At 34.8% G+C, this 18,561-nt stretch carries 20 protein-coding genes and 2 pseudogenes; 5 read left to right on the top strand and 17 right to left on the bottom strand.

The window, feature by feature from the left end:
* Window positions 1–124: 124 nt before the first annotated feature.
* The 5 genes from FI644_RS12975 to FI644_RS12955 form a co-directional block, all read right to left on the bottom strand.
* Entirely contained in the window at window positions 125–1,147 is a 1,023-nt protein-coding gene (locus tag FI644_RS12975) for a Gfo/Idh/MocA family protein (protein ID WP_142108465.1), read from the bottom strand.
* 179 nt (window positions 1,148–1,326) lie between these two features.
* Window positions 1,327–1,887, bottom strand: a complete 561-nt coding sequence (locus FI644_RS12970; RefSeq protein WP_053477666.1) for a hypothetical protein — start codon at window positions 1,885–1,887, stop codon at window positions 1,327–1,329.
* A 267-nt stretch (window positions 1,888–2,154) separates the two neighbouring features.
* Window positions 2,155–2,832 carry a hypothetical protein gene (locus FI644_RS12965; protein ID WP_053477665.1) on the bottom strand — a complete coding sequence of 226 codons (678 nt, stop codon included), beginning with the start codon at window positions 2,830–2,832 and terminating at the stop codon, window positions 2,155–2,157.
* Between the two features lie 886 nt (window positions 2,833–3,718).
* Window positions 3,719–4,498 (bottom strand): aminoglycoside adenylyltransferase domain-containing protein, encoded by a 780-nt coding sequence (locus FI644_RS12960; RefSeq protein WP_142108464.1) that lies wholly within the window; start codon window positions 4,496–4,498, stop codon window positions 3,719–3,721.
* Window positions 4,499–4,513: 15 nt separating this feature from the next.
* Window positions 4,514–5,098, bottom strand: coding sequence for a TetR/AcrR family transcriptional regulator (locus tag FI644_RS12955; protein ID WP_142108463.1), 585 nt, complete (start codon window positions 5,096–5,098; stop codon window positions 4,514–4,516).
* Window positions 5,099–5,335: 237 nt separating this feature from the next.
* Between FI644_RS12955 and FI644_RS12950 the strand changes: the two are divergent.
* A pseudogene (locus FI644_RS12950) lies at window positions 5,336–6,679 on the top strand (IS3 family transposase).
* Between the two features lie 109 nt (window positions 6,680–6,788).
* Here the strand turns inward: FI644_RS12950 and FI644_RS12945 are convergent.
* The 3 genes from FI644_RS12945 to FI644_RS26635 form a co-directional block, all read right to left on the bottom strand.
* Complete coding sequence (locus FI644_RS12945; RefSeq protein WP_053477661.1) at window positions 6,789–7,379, bottom strand: histidine phosphatase family protein; 591 nt, start codon at window positions 7,377–7,379, stop codon at window positions 6,789–6,791.
* A 327-nt stretch (window positions 7,380–7,706) separates the two neighbouring features.
* A complete protein-coding gene (locus FI644_RS12940) occupies window positions 7,707–8,027 on the bottom strand; it encodes a hypothetical protein (protein WP_053477660.1) in 321 nt (106 codons plus the stop codon).
* 252 nt (window positions 8,028–8,279) lie between these two features.
* On the bottom strand, window positions 8,280–8,492 hold the full coding sequence (locus tag FI644_RS26635; RefSeq protein ID WP_212139253.1) for a hypothetical protein: 213 nt from the start codon (window positions 8,490–8,492) through the stop codon (window positions 8,280–8,282).
* Between the two features lie 356 nt (window positions 8,493–8,848).
* Here FI644_RS26635 and FI644_RS12935 point away from each other — a divergent pair, with 356 nt between their 5' ends.
* From FI644_RS12935 to FI644_RS12920, 4 genes are read left to right on the top strand one after another with little or no spacing between them, the layout of a single operon-like run.
* Complete coding sequence (locus FI644_RS12935; RefSeq protein WP_053477659.1) at window positions 8,849–9,283, top strand: LytTR family DNA-binding domain-containing protein; 435 nt, start codon at window positions 8,849–8,851, stop codon at window positions 9,281–9,283.
* 10 nt (window positions 9,284–9,293) lie between these two features.
* Complete coding sequence (locus tag FI644_RS12930) at window positions 9,294–9,758, top strand: DUF3021 domain-containing protein (RefSeq protein WP_056687291.1); 465 nt, start codon at window positions 9,294–9,296, stop codon at window positions 9,756–9,758.
* On the top strand, window positions 9,759–10,484 hold the full coding sequence (locus FI644_RS12925) for an ABC transporter ATP-binding protein (protein WP_053477657.1): 726 nt from the start codon (window positions 9,759–9,761) through the stop codon (window positions 10,482–10,484).
* Entirely contained in the window at window positions 10,481–11,206 is a 726-nt protein-coding gene (locus tag FI644_RS12920) for an ABC transporter permease (protein WP_053477656.1), read from the top strand. Before FI644_RS12925 ends, FI644_RS12920 begins: the two co-directional genes overlap by 4 nt.
* A 559-nt stretch (window positions 11,207–11,765) precedes the next feature.
* Here the strand turns inward: FI644_RS12920 and FI644_RS12915 are convergent.
* From FI644_RS12915 to FI644_RS12875, 9 genes and pseudogenes are all read right to left on the bottom strand, one after another.
* Window positions 11,766–13,060: pseudogene (locus FI644_RS12915) on the bottom strand (IS110 family RNA-guided transposase).
* A 226-nt stretch (window positions 13,061–13,286) separates the two neighbouring features.
* Window positions 13,287–13,673, bottom strand: a complete 387-nt coding sequence (locus tag FI644_RS12910; RefSeq protein WP_246067056.1) for a DUF1801 domain-containing protein — start codon at window positions 13,671–13,673, stop codon at window positions 13,287–13,289.
* A 130-nt stretch (window positions 13,674–13,803) separates the two neighbouring features.
* Window positions 13,804–13,974, bottom strand: a complete 171-nt coding sequence (locus FI644_RS27380; protein WP_142108462.1) for a Tn3 family transposase — start codon at window positions 13,972–13,974, stop codon at window positions 13,804–13,806.
* 3 nt (window positions 13,975–13,977) lie between these two features.
* Entirely contained in the window at window positions 13,978–14,298 is a 321-nt protein-coding gene (locus FI644_RS12900) for an AzlD domain-containing protein (RefSeq protein WP_053477654.1), read from the bottom strand.
* A complete protein-coding gene (locus FI644_RS12895; RefSeq protein ID WP_142108461.1) occupies window positions 14,271–15,011 on the bottom strand; it encodes an AzlC family ABC transporter permease in 741 nt (246 codons plus the stop codon). Before FI644_RS12895 ends, FI644_RS12900 begins: the two co-directional genes overlap by 28 nt.
* Before the next feature lie 44 nt (window positions 15,012–15,055).
* Entirely contained in the window at window positions 15,056–15,778 is a 723-nt protein-coding gene (locus FI644_RS12890; protein WP_053477652.1) for an alanyl-tRNA editing protein, read from the bottom strand.
* 61 nt (window positions 15,779–15,839) lie between these two features.
* On the bottom strand, window positions 15,840–16,655 hold the full coding sequence (locus tag FI644_RS12885; protein ID WP_053477651.1) for a TrmB family transcriptional regulator: 816 nt from the start codon (window positions 16,653–16,655) through the stop codon (window positions 15,840–15,842).
* Window positions 16,656–17,169: 514 nt separating this feature from the next.
* Entirely contained in the window at window positions 17,170–17,259 is a 90-nt protein-coding gene (locus FI644_RS26835) for a hypothetical protein (RefSeq protein WP_231690137.1), read from the bottom strand.
* Between the two features lie 345 nt (window positions 17,260–17,604).
* Window positions 17,605–18,465, bottom strand: a complete 861-nt coding sequence (locus FI644_RS12875) for an alpha/beta fold hydrolase (RefSeq protein WP_142108460.1) — start codon at window positions 18,463–18,465, stop codon at window positions 17,605–17,607.
* Between the last annotated feature and the right edge of the window lie 96 nt (window positions 18,466–18,561).

The following is an 18,561-nucleotide window of genomic DNA, read 5'->3' as shown; positions in this document are numbered from 1 at the left end:
CTTCCAATAATGAAATTCAGGAAGGCTATTTGGCATACTCATCTTTAGTATATCATCTAATTTTTCATTTTTTTATTGAAAAATGTTGACAACTATTAGCTGGTTTTGTGGAATAAGGAAATCATTAATTTGCTAAAACTTTATCTAGAATAACTTGATTTTTATGCCCGTCCACGATTGTAGGAAGATCTTGATCCAACTTTTCGAAAGCCATATATTCATAAACTTTTTCTAAAAATGGATAAAAGGCTGGAAAATAAGCAATTGCCTCTCCTGATAATTGGTGAGCTGGTATTTCTGGTTTTATAACATTTATTTCATTTAATTTTTCGTTTGTTTTTCCAAAATAAAGTTCTTGATCATTATGTAAGGTTACTGTTCCTAAACTTCCGAAAACTCTTAAATTTGCTCCAAATGAGTGATTAATTCCTGATATTAATTGAATGGAAAAAGTGGAGTTACCTTTCATTTTACCGTGTATAAAGAAAGCATCATCTGCTTCTCTATGTTCGCCTACAGCTTGTGGAACGTGCGTATATACAAAACCACTCAAATCTTCTATTTCGTCCTTTACTAACCAACTCAAACAATCAATCATATGTGTTCCTAATGCCCCTAACATTCCTCCAAACTTCTGTTTTTCTCCCAACCAACCTAATTTATTATTTTGGAGATATTGGTATCGAGGGGATGAAATATGATATTCAAAGTGAAGAACTTTACCAATATGGTTTTTCTCAATTATTTCTTTTACTTTCTGACGAATAGGTAAGTATCTCCATTCAAAATCAATTAAAATCTTAACATTATTTTCCGTGGCAAGATTTAGTAACTCTCTTGATTCGTTACTATTCATAGTAAATGGCTTTTCACACACAATATTTATTCCCTTTTTTATTGCATATTTAACTATTTCATAATGATGTATTGGCATAGAACTCACAAATAAAATATCCATCTTCTCTTTATTTAACATTTGAGCCCAGTCTAGATAATGTTTTGGGGGGGGTTCCCAACTTAATATTTCATTTGGCAATTGATGCCGGTTCATTGTACAAACAGCCGACACGTCCATAGAAGGATGGACTTTGATTATAGGTGCTTGAATTCTTAAGCCGAAACCACCTCCTATAATGCCTACTCTCATACTTTCATCTCCTTTTTTACTCCTTGTTTAAAACTATTTCGATATTTTAATAAGAAGTCCTGCTTATTCAAGAAAATGGCCCTTTAATAAAAAGCTCTGTTAAATAATATTGTTGATATAAGCTAGTATAAATTGAGGACCTCAATCAAGGTCCTTGATTTTGTTCTTATTTAAGCTAATTAAATATCGCTGTTCTCCAAATCAAGCGAGTAGGCTTCTGATATAAAGTGTGTAATTTTTTTAGGGGAGTTGTATTTGTCATTCTTACTAAATATAGTGAGTCCAACCTCGTGTACATCAATAAATGTATCGACCTTTTCAAAATCTAGATTTTTAAATTCAATAGGTTTATCCCAGTTTCTTGTTGGGACTAAATTCCCTTCAGAAAGTCCTTGTCCAAAGAAAATAAACACGCTCAATCCATTTAAAACTAAATCAACCGTACTACTACAAATCACTTCTAGTGTGTCAACCGAATCAATTTTGATAATAATACCGTCCGAAGCAAACTTATAGTAAGGGATATTCCTTTCCAAAATAATCTTTTCAATATGTTCAAAAATCACAGATTCCAGCACAAAGAATACAGGAAAGCTGAACATATTTTGAACCAATGTATAAAGAAAGTCCGTATCTATGTCTCTAATTCCGACATCCATTGATTTAAACATATCTTTTGGAAGGGCAAAATCGTCTTTTATACTATCGTCTGAGAATTGAACAAAATATTGTTTTTTCAATTTCTCACCTCCTACTTAGGTTATTTTTAACATTTCTCTAAAATTCACCCGTCCCCATAAGGCAAGTTATAACTTATCCAACTGACCTCCCGTTGTTCAATAAGGGGTTTACGATGGGCAATTAGTGTTAATGGAAGTTTTGCGCAGCTTTTAAACAGTTAAAAAAACGTCTCAAAACCAGTGATATCAATGGTTTGAGACGTTTTATATTCAACATTCATTTTCATCATTACAGGAATGCTGCTTCGTTACTTCAATAAGGATAAATTATAATACCAATGATTTCTTGTCCATTTCGATCTTATTAACAATGGAAGAAATTAATGTATCCAAAGGATTAATTATAGACTTAGATGTCATACACTCTACTTCCTTGGAAGCATCAACCATTGATAATTGAGCGACGGAGATAATCTTATCTTCTTTAATAATTGTATTCAATAACTTAGAAATTTCTTGATTATATTCTTGTTTTAGACCTTGCATTATCAATTCAAAAGTATTATTAATGACAATTACCTCTATATCTAGAGATTTTTGATGTTTGTAAGCATATTGATTGAGTCTCTCCATAGTCCCATTAACTGTTGCAGGATTTGTAAATAGGATTATCTGAGGTTGCTCTATATTACAGATATATTCAAAGTAGGGTTCATCAATTTTGATAATAGGCACTGATATTGAGAGTTGTTCTTCCTGTAAAATTGCTATATAGTTTGTGCAAGTAATGAGAATAGCATCAACATTACTTTGGGCGATCCACTCTATTTGCTCCTTAACTTTATTTTGAGCATCAGCTTCTTTGAAGTTCTCATCAGTTGTCACTCGAACCATTAATGCGGGGTCAACAAAATGTATTAATTCAATGTCATATGGGGAGAGTGCGTTTTCGATATACTCAATATTTGAATAATGTGCGTGTAGGCATCCTATTATTTTCTTCAAATTTTATTCCACCTCTAATATATTTCTGATTATTCTATCAATATAAATATGGAATGTCTATGAAATAAGGATAAAGCCCCTTTGCTGCTTCTTTCACTAGTCGAGTAGAAGAGAACCGAGCTTGCGCAATTAACGCACACGGCTCCTCCTAGTTACCATTCACAGATATAGCTAATCTTTTAGGTTCAGATATTGCTAATTCTGCTATCCTTACTAGTCTTGTTTCCATTGTTATTCCTACCTCTGAGTGTAGTTAATGTGTCCCCAGTAAGGGTGATAACTGGTAGCTAGCCTTTCCTCCATCGGCATTACCCAACTTCATTGGTACTACGCTGCTATCCGACTCCCTATATCGGCGTTTGGTTTCCTTACTTTGTATCGCTTGTACACCATACTCTTCTAACAAGAAAAGACCTATAGGGTCTCCCGAGTTGCCGTATCATATCAATGTGTAACGTGCCAAGGTCTCTGACTCCAGAGAGGTTTAATCCGTCTAGCTTTTGACGAAGGATTAAATGTAGCTTTCTGCTGCAGGTAAAGCATCAGCCCTCTCGGTTTACTAAAGTTTATGGAGCTCCATCCCTTCAACCATTTGGCTTTCGGCCCGCTACCTAACTGTCTACGCTTAAAGACTAGAGTTACCTTTAGTCCTCCAAGACTCGCTACGAGCGAATGGCTAGTTCTTACTCGGCGGGAATCCCACCCGCTATATGATACGACCTAGGCTCGGCCGCACACCTGACTCTTTTCTACAATAAGAAAGATCTCCGAAGCGATCCCTACACAAGCTTGATTTTCACTTATTACAGGAATGCTGGCCCTTTAGTTAAAGCAGCAGGATTAATGAAATTGCCTTTTGTGAAAAAAAGCGGGATCAATTCCATATTTATCTAGATAAAAAAGCTTGATTACAATACTCTCTTAAAGAATTTATAAAATGGATCGTTGCATTCTTTCGTTCCCATCGATTTTTATAATTGGACTTGGCTTGAACTCTCCCTCTAATTCTAAGTGCCTCATGAAGAATGTCAGAATACCTTAAATCAAAGTCCTTGATCACTTCTGCACAGGCCAGTTCCTTTGATGTAATCTTTCCTGTTTTCAATGTATAGTACACTCGACATAAGGTTAATACAATGAACTCAATCCAAAAATCGAATAAAAACAAATAGCTTCGGGAAGCTTTACTCGCTATATAGTAGTTAAGATTGTACTCCATCTCCTGCATAACATCCTTCCAATCTATATTTGAGTAATAAGTAGAAAAATTCGGACCGTAAACAGCATATGAATCATGGACAAGCTGATAAACCGCAATTTTCATAAGCTTTCTTTTTCCCTTACACTTTGTACCCTCAAAAAACGGGAAAGATTTATGTAACTGTAATTGATTCTGCTCATCCAAAGATAAGTACTCACATTCAAACTTTTTGACCAATGGACTTTTAGCTTTAACCTCCTTATGAAGGTGCAATAGTTTTATTAACCCTTCGCCTGTCAATTCCCGACTAAAAACTGTAACAAAATCAATATCACTGCTTTCAGGATGAAAGGCACCTATAACAGTTGAGCCATATAAATAGACTCCAAGAACTTGATTTGGAAACATTTCGTTCAACCTGCTACTATATAGCGTCATTACTTTCTTGACTTCGTTATGGATCATGTTTCTTTAACTCCTTTATGTTTCAATTAGCTTAACTCCTTGTTTTACAATCCCTTCCCATAATGGATATTTTTCAGGCTCAAGCATAATCATCGTAAATCCACTTAGGAAAGATAAATAAGCCCACGTTTTATTGCGAAGTTCTTGTTCGGTTTCATTTAATCTAGAGCGCTTCTTCAACAATCCAGTCATTCTCTCCACAAACTCATAAGTGATGGAAACTGCTTCTTGCTCTAACTCTGGAAACCTACCAGATTGGGAAAACAGATATTGTAAAATTCGTAGGTTTGATGGATCTTCACGATATTGCCTCACGTGATGCCTCACCATCTGCTCTAATTGTTCTGACAGTTCTAAACTCTCTGGTAAATAAAGTTGTCCTCTTCTGGTCTCCTGAAATGCTTCTTTAACGGTATACTCAAACAAGTCCTTCTTGTTAGGAAAATACAGTAAAATCGTAGCAGGATTAATACCTATTGCCTGCCCTATACTAGAAAGAGTAGTCTTAGAAAACCCCTCTCTTGGAAATTGCCTTTTTGCTTCTTTTAATATGACATTTCGCTTCTCTAGTCGCTGTTGATTGTTGACTGTTCTTGCCATTCATCATCACTCACAATACATTAAATAAATAAACATTTATTTATTTAATGTAAATGAATTACATATGAAAGTAAATACTTTTTAATGTAGCTTTGAAATAAAATTTGATTAAAAGAATGCTGCAAACGTTGATTTACGTTATAAAAACCCCACCGTTTTGAAAAAAAGATTGTTCTAAACGTGAACTGCACCCCGATTGTTAGACATCATCTAACAATTGGAGGTGTAGTTTTTTTTATGACTAAATATTCTGCCGAAGAAAAATTACAAGCAGTTAAGCGCTACTTAAATGGGAATGAAAGTTTTAATAAAATAGCCAAATCTCTAGGGACTGATCATAAAGCAATCATTAAATGGGTTAAACAATATGAATACAATGGGGTTAATGCTTTTATTAATCCATGTACAAATTACACCTCACAGTTTAAACTAAATGTACTTAATTTTATGATTGAAAATGGTACATCCTTAAACGAGACGGCAGCGATTTTTAAAATACCTGCCCCTTCAACAAATAGTGTTTGGAGAAAGCAATATGAATCTCAAGGATTAGATGCCCTTCAATCAAGGAAAAAGGGGCGTCCATCCATGAAAAATGAATTCAATAAACTATCAAAACAAGCACCAGTTGAAGGCTATACTGAAGCGCTGGAAGCACGTATTAAACAATTGGAAATGGAAAATGAGTATTTAAAAAAGTTGAGTGCCTTAGTTCAAAACAAGGAAAAATCACCAAACAAGACAAAGCGCAAGTAGTCTATGAATTAAGGCATAAATATCCGGTGAAAGCACTCGTAAAGCTCGCTTGCATTCCACGTAGCACTTATTATGATTTAGTGAAACGTTTGAATCGTCCAGATAAAGATGCCGATCTAAAAGTGGAAATAAAGGCAATTTATGAAGAACATGAAGGGCGTTATGGCTATCGCCGTGTTTGTGATGAGCTTGCGAATCGTGGAAAAAGAGTGAATCACAAGAAGGTTCAACGTATTATGAAAGAATTGGGGTTAAAGTGTATCGTACGTATGAAAAAATACAAACCTTATAAAGGTTCAGTTGGTAAAATTGCGCCGAATATTTTAGACCGTAATTTTACGGCAGATGCTCCAAATGAAAAGTGGGTAACAGACATTACAGAATTTAAATTATTCGGTGAGAAACTTTATCTATCGCCTGTTTTAGATTTATTTAATGGGGAAATAATTACGTACACAATTGGTTCTAGACCAACCTTTCCCTTGTTTCAAATATGTTAGAACATTTGCCTGAGAACCACCAGCTACTTCTGCATTTTGATCAAGGCTGGCATTTTATCAAATGAAGCAATATCGCCACACACTTGAATCGAGAGGGATCATCCAGAGTATGTCTCGTAAAGGAAACTGTTACGACAACTCTGTAATGGAGAATTTCTTTGGTATTATGAAATCTGAGTTCCTCTACTTGAGAGAATTTGAAAGTGTAGAGCATTTTAAAATAGAATTAGAAAAATACATCGATTACTATAATACAAAGCGAATAAAGGCAAAATTTAAAATGAGTCCGGTGCAATACCGAACTCATTTTACCCAAGCTGCCTAATGAAATAACCGTGTCTAACTTTTAGGGGTCACTTCAAAGGTGGGGTTTTATTGATTTAATATCGTATTTTTTATAAAAAAGATTGAACAAAATTTTTAACAAAGTTATCCTATATATTCTCTAAATGATTCGTATCATTTATAAAGTGAATTACCTTTTCCTTATCAGTAAGTTCAATTAAACTAATTCCTGTATCTCCGATTTTAAAATAATAATCCATGTTGATTGGCATTTGGAAAAAAGCACGTAATATATTATTAATTACCCCGCCATGAGCAACAATCGCAATTCGTTCATATTTATTTTCTGTCACAATCTTAGAAAATATCGTTTCAATCCTCATTCGAAATTCTATGAATGATTCTCCATTTTCAAAACGATCATGAAAAAATTTTGGCTCTGGATACTTTTTCGCTTCTTCAAAGGATAATCCAGCTTGTACACCATTATTAAATTCCATTAATTCTTCTTCCAATTGCACTGGGCACCCAATAGTTTCTCCTAACTTTTCAGCGGTTTCGCGTGCTCTTTTTAACGTACTTGCCCATATAAAATCTGGTGGGAAATTATTTTTTACTTTTTGTGCTAAACTTCCCACTTGCCTTCTACCTCTTTCCGTTAATTCAAAATCAGCTCTTCCTTCATGTACGTTTAAAATATCTGCTTCCGATTCTCCGTGTCGAATTAATAGTATTTGCATTTCTTTTCCCCCTTATATCTTTTAAATCCAAATTGAACTTATCTTTAGCAAACTTTATTTTAAATTTACTAAAATGGGCTTTCTTAAAATCTTATATTAATCTTATTGGTTAAAGAAATATCCATATTTGACACAGCCTCTTTTCGCTATTTTACCATGTAATCTTACATTTCTATAGATATTCCTTATTCAACTAACCTGCACCGTTAGCTTAAGTGTATTTCTTCACAATCTCCAATTCTAAGGGTTTTTTATTTTATCTAAATATTAAAATTTGGTATTTGTTGACGAATTTAATTTTCAATTATTTTACACTGCGTTACCAACCTATTTTAATACGTTCAAAATTAAAGGGGATACTTGAATTAGTACATAACCTAATCCAGCATTTTGAATTATGGTCCATGCTCTTTCCGCACTTCCAAACATAAATAGAAAACATGCATCTACAATTACCAAACTAGCAACAGAGAAGGCTAGTGCAACTAATATATCCACTACCGGATCCAACACATGTGCTAATGGTGATAGTGTATGTTGCCCCATCCATTCTTTCGCTGTGGCTAGTACCACCTCTGTAGTAGCTGTGAATGGTGGCTCTGCCATAATCACTGGTACTGCGATAGATGTACTAATTCTTCTAACCAATTTACCAACCTTTTTCTGTTTCCTTCTATATTATATTGTTCCTAGCCATGAAATCCTTAATCGACATCGTCTGTACATTCATTTTAAGTCCTTCTGAAAAAAGACAATAAAGTTATTTAATTTTAAAAGTTTAACAAGCATAACCACGTATTAAATTTAGGATGGGGGTTATATATAGTTGTTTAATTTTTGATCTAAGATACTTCACTATACTAAAAAATATAACAATAGAGTCATTTAATAACCTATGTTTTATTCAACTAAAGCACCAATAGTTGAATAAGAATAGCGAAATTTATCCCTTTGGGAAGCCTTATTTAATAGGTTCTTTTTCATCTTTTCACCAGTATCCTCATTTTTTTCATAATATAATCTAACTCCCTCTAATGCTCTTATATAATAATAAGTGTAATTTCTTTCTTCGTTGAAAATGTTTTCTATGCTTTTTTTCTCGAAGTCCTTCATTACTTCTGGGTAATATATATTAATTTGAACATGACTCAGTCAAATGGTATTGAGATAATTGATACTAAAGATTTTATCTAAACTCTAGCAATCGATTTGGAAATAGTACGGGGAAAAGGTGAAAAGAGACCCTGGGAAAGCTTCTCATTAGATCAGTGAACTTTTGAGAAGCCTTCTTTTTGTTGCATGTAGATAGACACCAATCAATGTATCTTTTACGATATATTAATATTTAATAGATTTTGTTAAATTTTTTAGTATAAGAAATAACCGTTTGTCACTCTATATTGACCGAATGTCTTAAATCTATTTACTGTCTAGAAAAAGCATTTTACAGTAGGGAAAGGATATTAATTATGGAAATAGAAGTGAAAATTGATTCAGCCTATAAAGAACCTAAAGTCATTATTATCACCGATAAAATAACCGATGAAGTGAAAAGCGTGATGAAAAAGATATCAAAAAACCAAAAACTAACGGTGTTTTCTGAGGAAGAAGCAATCATTGTTGAAGCGGATGAGATCATTCGAATTTACTCGGAAAACAAAAAGGTCTATGTACAAACAAATCATGATACATATTCCATTCGTATGCGACTGTATGAGTTGGAAGAAAAATTAGCATTGAACCAATTTATTCGGATTTCCCAATCGGAACTAATTAATCGTAATCAGATTGTTAGTTTGGATATTAGCCTTACCGGAACAATAGGTGTTTTGCTGAAGAGCGATATTAAAACATTCGCATCTCGTCGGTATGTATCAAAAATTAAAAAACAGTTGGGGATTTGAGGTGGAAGAGATGGTAAAAAGGCTTCTAGGTAGAGTATGTATAGGTTTTATTATTGGTGTCTTTTTGGGACAAATCACACAGATTATCATTTCCTTATTTTTAGGAAAAGGTGCGTTTATACCTGTATCAGATGAATTCAGTGAGTTATTTGATACGGAGTTGACAGCTGTATTAACACAATTTATTTTAACAGGGTTCATTGGTGTTGCACTAGCCCTAGGTTCGTTCATTTTTAACATAGACCATTGGGGATTAATGAAACAGTATATGACCCATTTTTTTACAACAGGTGCAGTGTGGCTAACTGTTGTTATACTGTGCTGGACACCACAGACTCCTATGAGCTGGTTCATTTTACTAGCTAATTTTGTAGGAGTTTACGTCATAACGTACTGGATTCAACTATCAATCTCAAGAAAGGATATTGAACGAATTAATGCAATTCTAAAAAGTAAGGAGATAGGAGGAAGATAAATGTCTATAGAATTAAAAAATCTAAAGAAGGCATACAAAGATAAAATGGTTGTGGACCATTTATCTTTGGAAATAGATAATGGTGAATTTTTTGCTTTGCTTGGGTCAAATGGTGCCGGAAAAACAACAACTATTAAAATGCTATCGTGTATGCTAATCCCCACTGAAGGAGATGCTTTTTTATTGGGAGATAGTATTATTACCTCACCTGAAGCCGTCAAGCAAAATATAAATGTGTCACCACAGGAAACCGCAGTAGCACCGAACCTAACAGTGCGGGAAAACCTAGAATTCATTGCAAGGATTTATGGTAGTGGAAAAGAAAAAGCAAGAAAGATGTCGCATGAGATGATGATGGAATTTAGTTTATTGGATAAGGCTAAAACTAAAGCAAAAACATTGTCAGGTGGCTGGCAGCGCAGATTAAGTATTGCGATGGCGCTTATTTCCAAACCTAAGATTTTATTTTTAGATGAGCCAACACTTGGGTTAGATGTTCGTGCACGCCGTGAGCTTTGGAAAGTGTTAGAGACTCTAAAAGGGAAGGTTACTGTAGTGTTGACAACCCACTACTTGGATGAGGCAGAAGCTTTAGCGGATCGCATCGGTATTATGCACCAAGGGAGATTGCAAGCATTAGGCACTGCAAGTGAATTAAAAAAACAACATAGTATGAAAAGTTTGGAAGATATTTTCTTAATTTTAACAGAGGAGGGAGTTAAATGAGGTTTTTAGCATTTGCATCGAGAAATCAAAAGGAAATAATACGTGATCCATTAACCATATTGTTTGGAATCGGACTACCTGTCGTCGTTATGTGGTTATTCACGATTATGCAACAAAATATGCCAATGGAGCTATATAAAATTGAAAATCTCACTCCTGGTGTCATTGTGTTTAGTTTTGCATTTTTGACTTTATTTTCAGGTATGCTAATTGGAAAAGACAAGGGAAGCTCATTTTTAATGCGGATATTTGTTTCGCCATTAAGACCTTCTGACTATATTATTGGTTATACAATCCCACTAATTTTAATTGCTATGATGCAAATAGTAGTTTGTTTTATTACGGCGTATTTCTTAGATTTAAAGTTTGATTGGAATGTGATAGTAGCTATAGCAGTACTTTTAGTTAATGCGCTTCTTTATTTAGGGTTTGGATTAATGCTCGGAACATTTTTTACTGATAAACAGGTAGGTGGCATATTCGCTTTGTTTGTTAATATCGCAACATGGTTAAGTGGTACATGGTTCACATTAGACATGATTGGTGGAGTATTTGAGAATGTTGCGAGTGTACTTCCATTTGTTCATGCTGTGGAAGTAACAAGATTGGCTCTACAGGGGGATTACGGTGAGATGTTGGTTCCTTTAATATGGGTAGTTGGATATACAGTGGTTTTATATGTGATTGCGATTGGTGCGTTTAGGAAGAAAATGAGGTATTAAGGGGAAACTTAGTGTGTGAAATGGAATATTAGAAAGCGAAGATTAAAATAATAGGTATAGGTGACTCTGGTATGACTTCTCATTAGTTCGCTGAACTTGAGAAGCCTCTTTTTTGTAGTTAAGAAAGATCTATGTCTTCTTCAACTAAACTCCCTCAATAAACAAACAATTATCTCTTGTATTCGCCATTTTTCTTAATATTCCTATACAACTTGTTAAAGATAATAGTTTTGATGAGTATGAAAAGAAAACAAATAAGCAGTTTATGAAGAAAAAGAGCGTAAGAAACTAGCCAACTTTCGTTTATTTTCAAAAAGTTGGAAGAATAGGTATGTACGCACCAATGGATGTCCACATATCTTATGGGGGTCAACCCTCCCAAGTCTCACAAAGTCTTCGCTCCTACATTCCTTCGTTCAACCTTTCCATAAGGTGGATGTCGGTCATGCTGCCCCACAGGATCTATGTCCTTACGTTAGTTGCTTTGCCGACTAATCCTATGCTGATTTTGTTTGCTCAATCATTCAATCTATTAATTAAAAGTAAATTTTATAGAATATTAAGCTGCTATTTGTACATCGATAACTGAGTGCATATGGGGAATATCCTTCAACATCTTTTCTTCCTGAAACACAAACTGTTTCTTGCCAATAGAAAAGAGAATTCGTATGAGTTTATTACATAAAGCTATTAAAGACTGCATCTTTTTCAACGGATTTTCTGATCTCGTTGTGTAGTAATGATGAAGAGCTTTAAAGGCTTTATTCTTCGCTACTAGGATCATAGATGCGCGAAATAATAATGCCCGTAATTTCTTCCGACCACGTTTCGTAATCTTGGTCTTCCCTTTATGCTTACCTGATGTATTTTCTTTTAGGCTGAGTCCAGCTAATTTGGTTATTTGACGAGGATGATTATATTCACTTAAATCACCTACTTCAGCGTAAAAACCTGCCACTGTATCTCGTCCAATTCCTGTAATCTCTAACATCTGGTTCACTCCTGGTATATCTTGAAGTAAGGTATCCAGTGAATGATCAAGTTCTTCGAACTTGGCTTGAATGAGTTCATATTTTTGAATTAATGTTCTTAGTTCCATTTTGGCCATCATGACACCCTGACGTATACCAATCGAGCGATTGGCAGCTTCTTTTAGAGCTTGAATCTTCTTCATCCCTATACTTCGTTTCACTTCTTGCCTTAAATAGATGAGTAATTCTTCGTCTGAGTATTTCACTAATTCATGAGGTAACGCATCAAATTTTAGTAAGTGAAGAGCTGCCTTTCCTTCCCAACTTTTAAAAACGTCAAAGAACTCTGGAAAGTAGCGATCAATCCAGTTATGGACCTGTCCTTGCACGATCTGTAAGTCTATACTTAATAGATCACGTAATTTTTAGCCACACGAAGTTCTGCGAAAACACCTTGTGGTATGGTTGGTTCAGCGTATCTACCATCTTTGACTAGCTGTGCAATGACTTTTGCGTCTTTTACATCATTTTTAGTTGGCGAGTTATCATCTAATTCCTTACTATGCTTGACATGTAGGGGATTAACCGTCACGAACTTAATATGTTTTTCTTTTAAAATATGAGCTAAGTTTAGCCAATAATGTCCTGTAGGCTCCATTCCAGTTATAACAGATTCCATTTTATAGATCTCTTTTAATTGATTAATCCACTCCATAAAGGTGCTAAAACCTTCTTGTGTATTATCAAAAAAGCAAGTAGAACCAAGTTCTATTCCTCGATAATCTTGTGCTCTAGCTACATGATGATGTTTGGCAATATCAATTCCAATTATCAAGGTTTTAGAAGTAATTTGAGCTATTTTATGATTTTGGTTATAATTCATTGTATGACCTCCGAATGATGTTTTGTCCTTTTTAGCTGGCCAGCTCAGGACATATTCATCTTATCAAGAGGTCATTTTTCGTACAAATCTCATTTTCAGTTATTACAGGAATGCTGCCCCTTTAGTTAAATAAAAAAGGAGCAATCTCCTACTTGAAGTATTGCACCCTTTAATTGAATAACAAAATATGGGATCATTCCGAAAATTACTTAAATTTTCTGTTATCTTAAATTACTTTGAGCCACATTGTTATTACTTCTTTAAGTTTTTCTTCTTTAGATTTAATGTCATTTTTATCAGTAAATTTCATCATAACTCTGTCAGCTGCTATCCATTCTAATACACCACTAGGATCTGAAATCAGAGGCTCATTGGTCTTTCGTTCTTTTACCTTAGCCCCACAATGAAATATGAGTCGAATAAATCCTTTTCCATTAAGATTAAATGTAATTCGATCTTCACCTTCATAACAGAAACTAGGGTCGTTCCATTTAATATGTTCTGTAATTTTATCATCAGTGCTTAAAATGATTTTTCGAACCTCTTCTATTTCTTCTTTAAGTGGATGTACAAGGTTGTTCATAAATTCTGCTACCTGTTCAGAATCAATCAACTTCTTACTTTCACCTGAATTTTATTTTTAGTCATTATTATTTAGTCCCCTCTCACATTGAATACTGTAAAGTCATCCGTTATGGATGGTTAAGATAAATGCGGTTTCCTGACGCTACCCCTGTTATAGATTAATTTTTATTTAAGGGTCTCAGCATATTAGCTGGTAACCTATATGAATCAAACTTATATTCTCCAAGAAGATTAATATGTGCCCAGCCTAAAGGTGAAATGTGTGGGAGCAATTCTTCTTTTAGGGCATTATGTTTCTTAAATTCTTTTGTCGCTTCAGCTGATTTCACTGCTTAAAAAAACTTGTATAATAAGAACAAAGTGACAACACCAGACCCTACTGTCAACAAAAGACTTCGGGTGAAAATGGCAATTATGAGGGATACAACTGCTGCCAAAAGTCGCATCGGTTCCCATCCGCTCTTTTCACCTAAAGGCAATAATTCCTCAGCTATCAATGAAGCCATAATAGCGACTGGTATGTGTCTCAACCAATGCAATCCCCAATCGGGTATATTTATTTTACTTAGGAAGACTAGAGGGAAAACGCGGGGTATCAAAGTCACTAATGCTCCTCCAATGATAATTAAGAAGACTTCTGGGCGGATTTCCATTTGTCCATCACCATCCCTAAAGCAGCGGCTGCAACCGTTGCCAAAATAACATTAATTCCCGTTGAAAAGATAAAGCTTGTGCATATAGTAAATAGAATAGCCCCTGTCACAACAAGGAGATCTATCCGGAATTCAGAACGACTGACTATCTGTAATACGAGCAGTCCGATAAACATCGCCGGCAAGGCAAAATCGAGCCCGAATTCCTCTGGATTCGGTATCCATTTTCCAAATAATCCTCCTAATACATTTGCTAATGTCCAGTTCAGATAGGCTGTTAGATTTAATCCCAGCATCCATCTGTTGCTTGCGTATTTCTTATCAGAAAGATAACTTGTGGCTACACCAAACGTTTCATCTGTTAATAGAAATCCATGTAAGGTATTTTTCCATGTCCCCAGGTGGCGAAAATGGGGTGCAAGTGCTGCACTCAATAAGAGATATCTAAGGTTGACAATAAATATCGTCAATATGATCGACATGATTGGAGCTCCCGAAACCAACATCCCGGCAGCAATAAACTGAGCTGATCCGGCATAGAGAAGTAAAGACATGAGTGTAATTTCGATTATACTTAGGCCTGCTGTTTTTTGTACAACGCCTGCTGCAAACCCTATACTTAAATAACCAAGAACAGTCGGTAAGCAATCTTTCACCCCTTTTAGGAAACTCTCTTCACCACTTAAATAAACAACTTCTTCTTTAAGTTTCAACCTTAATCCTCCCTATAGAGCAAATTATATAAAATTGTTTAACCTCAACCAGGAGTAACGAGAGCAACTTCCAGTCGTTTATTGTTTTTCCCTTTGGAACTCACTTTCAATAGGGCCATTTCCCCTATCTCTCCAGTATTTGAAACATGTGTCCCCCCGCAAGCTTGCTCATCTATGGAATCAATGGAAATTAAGCGAATTCTTGTAACTGAAGCTGGCAGTAAGTTAATAGCTGTTTTAATTAAACCAGGGATATTTTCTGCCTCCATTCTAGATACATATCGAATTGCCACGGGGTGGTTTTCTTTTATAATTTTATTCGTTTCATTTACTATTTCTTGATACTCTTCATCGGATAAATCGTGAAGGTTATTAAAGTCGATCCTTGCTCGATCTGGATATATTTTATTCCCAGTACATAAAGCATTGTATTTCTTGTATACGACCGCTCCCAGAATATGCAATAAGGAGTGATGTTTCATCAACCCTTGCCTTCGTTCCCAATCAATTTCTGCTTTTATTTCCCCATATTTTAGCTGATCAGCGTTTTTCACATAATGGATAATCTCGCCTTTTTCATTTTTAACTTGGTAAACCTCGAATGTTTGCCCCCCTTGTATGAGCAGTCCAGTATCATATTCTTGCCCTCCTCCGGTCGGATAGAAAACTGTTCGATCAAGTGATACCTTCTCTCCTTCCAGTTTCACTACATTCGCAGTGCAAGAGGTTAAATAACTGTCGTCCAAATAAAGTTCACGTGTATTCATTTAATCATCTCCTTTAGGGGTTACTATACTAACTACTATTAATAATAGATGAAAATACGGTTCATGATGACTCGAACCGTTTACCTGTTACTACTTGAATGAGGTCTTGATTTCTACGCCAAAGTGCATCCAACTTATCTGGACCAAGCTCCTTCGTAATTTCCTCAATCATTATGTCATGTCTAATGTATTCAATTGCAACTAGTACAAGTGCCGGATCTTTTGTTTTTACGGCCCAAGGAGAGGCAGTTTCCGTAAAATTCGCGATCACAACCTCCTCACCATCACGTGCAGCAACACTTAGATGTCCTCCCATCCGTTCTTGAACAATATCCGGAGGCATGTAATTGTGATGATAGGTCAATCCTAGCTGAGTTTTTGGAGATCCGAACAGGATGGTAAACACATTGACCCCTTCCGCTACCTTCCGATCGATCGCCTTTTTTATTTCCGGGACTTCAGGCTCCCAAATTGATAGCCATAATTCGTCTTTTGCATGGTTAATGATGGCTAACATTTCTTCTATTACATGATCATTTCCGCGAATTCGCCAGATAACATCCGTTTCCCGTTCGCTTTCTAGAGAAGTTAATTCTTTTTCCAAATAGTCAAAGGAAGTTTCAAAAGTTTTCCTCAAACGGTTGATCAACTCTTTAGCCGGTACTGGTGAGTATTTAACAGGCTCTGAAGGAACTGTATAGATAGCTCTCTTATCAAGCAATTTACCTAAAACTTCATAAATCGTTGAACGCGGTACACCTGTACGTTTACTTACTTCGTAACCTGTAATTGGCGAATTTTTTAGTAAACCTATATAAGCTTTACATTCATACTGGGAAAATCCTAAGTTTTGAAGTTCCTTATAAATATTTTCCATAATACCCCTTTCTTTTAGTAGTTATTGTGTTACCTACTATTTAAATGTATTAAAACATTCTTGTCAACAAATACCAAAAAAATTTCAATAAGATTTTCTTACTGTACACTTTTCGTTTTTTATAAGCTGCTCGTCTTAAGTCTTAGTTAGTTAGAATATTTGAAATAAACATTGGGAGTCAAGAACTATTTTTGCTAAGTCTATTAAAAAAAGGCAAAAACAATAGTTATTGTTGGTTGCCCTTGGATGTAATTATTTTGATAAGATAATTCTTTTATATTTTTGGTCAGTTACATGATAAAGCGAGAGTTATTTAACGTTTACAAATGTTAATTGATATGTTTTTTAATCAGGACCCTAAACAAGAAGGCAATATAAAATATCCTAATTCTTCTTTTTAGCGAACAAAATGCACGTTTTGTCGGCAGTATCCCATATAGAAAAAAATGTAAAAATAATTAGTCGGTAACCTGGATTATCCTCCATTGGCGATTCAAATAACTTTACCGGTGAATTACAATTTTTTAATAATGTTTTTTGCTGCATCAATCTGTTTATTTGACAGATCTAATCCCCATAATTCACCTGCATTCCGTTGGTCCATATATTGTATGGAATGCCCATTTCCACAACCAATTTCTAATACCTTTAAATTTGTAACATCCCCAATTAAATTTAGTTCTTCCTCACTAGGTGCCAGTGGCCCATATTCAGGAAGAGGATTTCTACAAAAAAAACGATGTGCTACTTCATCCCTACTTTGCTTATAGTAAGAGACTTAACATCCATTTTCTTAAACTGTTTAGTGATAATAAAGTTATTTAATTTTGTTTTAAAAGATACGAGCCTTGCTACATTTTATTGTAGTAAGGCTCCTTAAAGTTGTTTAATTTCTATTCATATAAATGTATTTACATTCAAAAATGAATAATAAAGTACTTTAAAGTTACTAAGCACTTAAGAAATCAACGATCATTTTCTTTTCACGCTCTGACATCATATGCATGTGTCCACACCCTTTTAGCATATGAGCCGTGTTATTTGGTATGATTCTTTTTGCTCTTGGTAATACTTTTTTCGATGGAAATAAACAGTCTTTTTCACCTGCCATAATAAGTGTCGGTGCTTTACACTGTTGCATTAATTTTTCACTCACATTGGACGGCATCCCTACTTTTGTTTTTACATGATCAAAACTATCTTTCACCATATCCAAAGTATCTTTATCAAGAATTTCTTCTTTAATAGCCATAAATAAAGCTGTTTCTTTTATATATTTTTCTTTCTTTGTTAGTTTATATTTGAGTAGTGGTATCATCATTTTCACAGTACTGATTGGAAAGGCATTATTAATACCTGATGGTACAATTAATACGGATTTTTTTACTGCTTCAGGTGCGATACACATCAGTTTTGCCAAAACTCCGCCTCCAAACGAAACCCCAAAACATGCTATTTTATCAAATCCAAGCCCTGAAATAACATAACTTGCCCACTTTCCATAATCATAATTGCTATGAGAGAGATTAACTTCATCACTTTTTCCAGGGTGGCCAATAATATCAACCGCATAGATGTGAAAATCCTTAAGCAGGAATCTGTACATTAGTAAATTATAGGCAGTCGTACTATTCCCACCATGAAATACTAACAATGGTTCTCCCGATAGATTGCCAGTTTCAATGATATGTGTTCTTCCAAAACGAGTATGAACGTAAATATCCTTACATGAATAATCCAATTTCTTCAATTGAGCATCATAAAGCTTTAGTGACATTTCTCTTCCAGATTGTGTTTTGTATATACTCATATAGTCCTCTCTTATATCCATCCTTTAATTTTGCTATTAACAAATAATTCTCCATATATTAGAAGGAATCCTTCTTCAACTAATCAGCTTCTATGG

Origin of the sequence: Cytobacillus solani (assembly GCF_006704205.1) — a bacterium.
Taxonomy (GTDB): Bacteria; Bacillota; Bacilli; order Bacillales; family Cytobacillaceae; genus Cytobacillus; species Cytobacillus solani.
The sequence above is the reverse complement of the archived record's forward strand: the minus strand, read 5'-3'. Positions and strand labels throughout refer to the sequence as shown.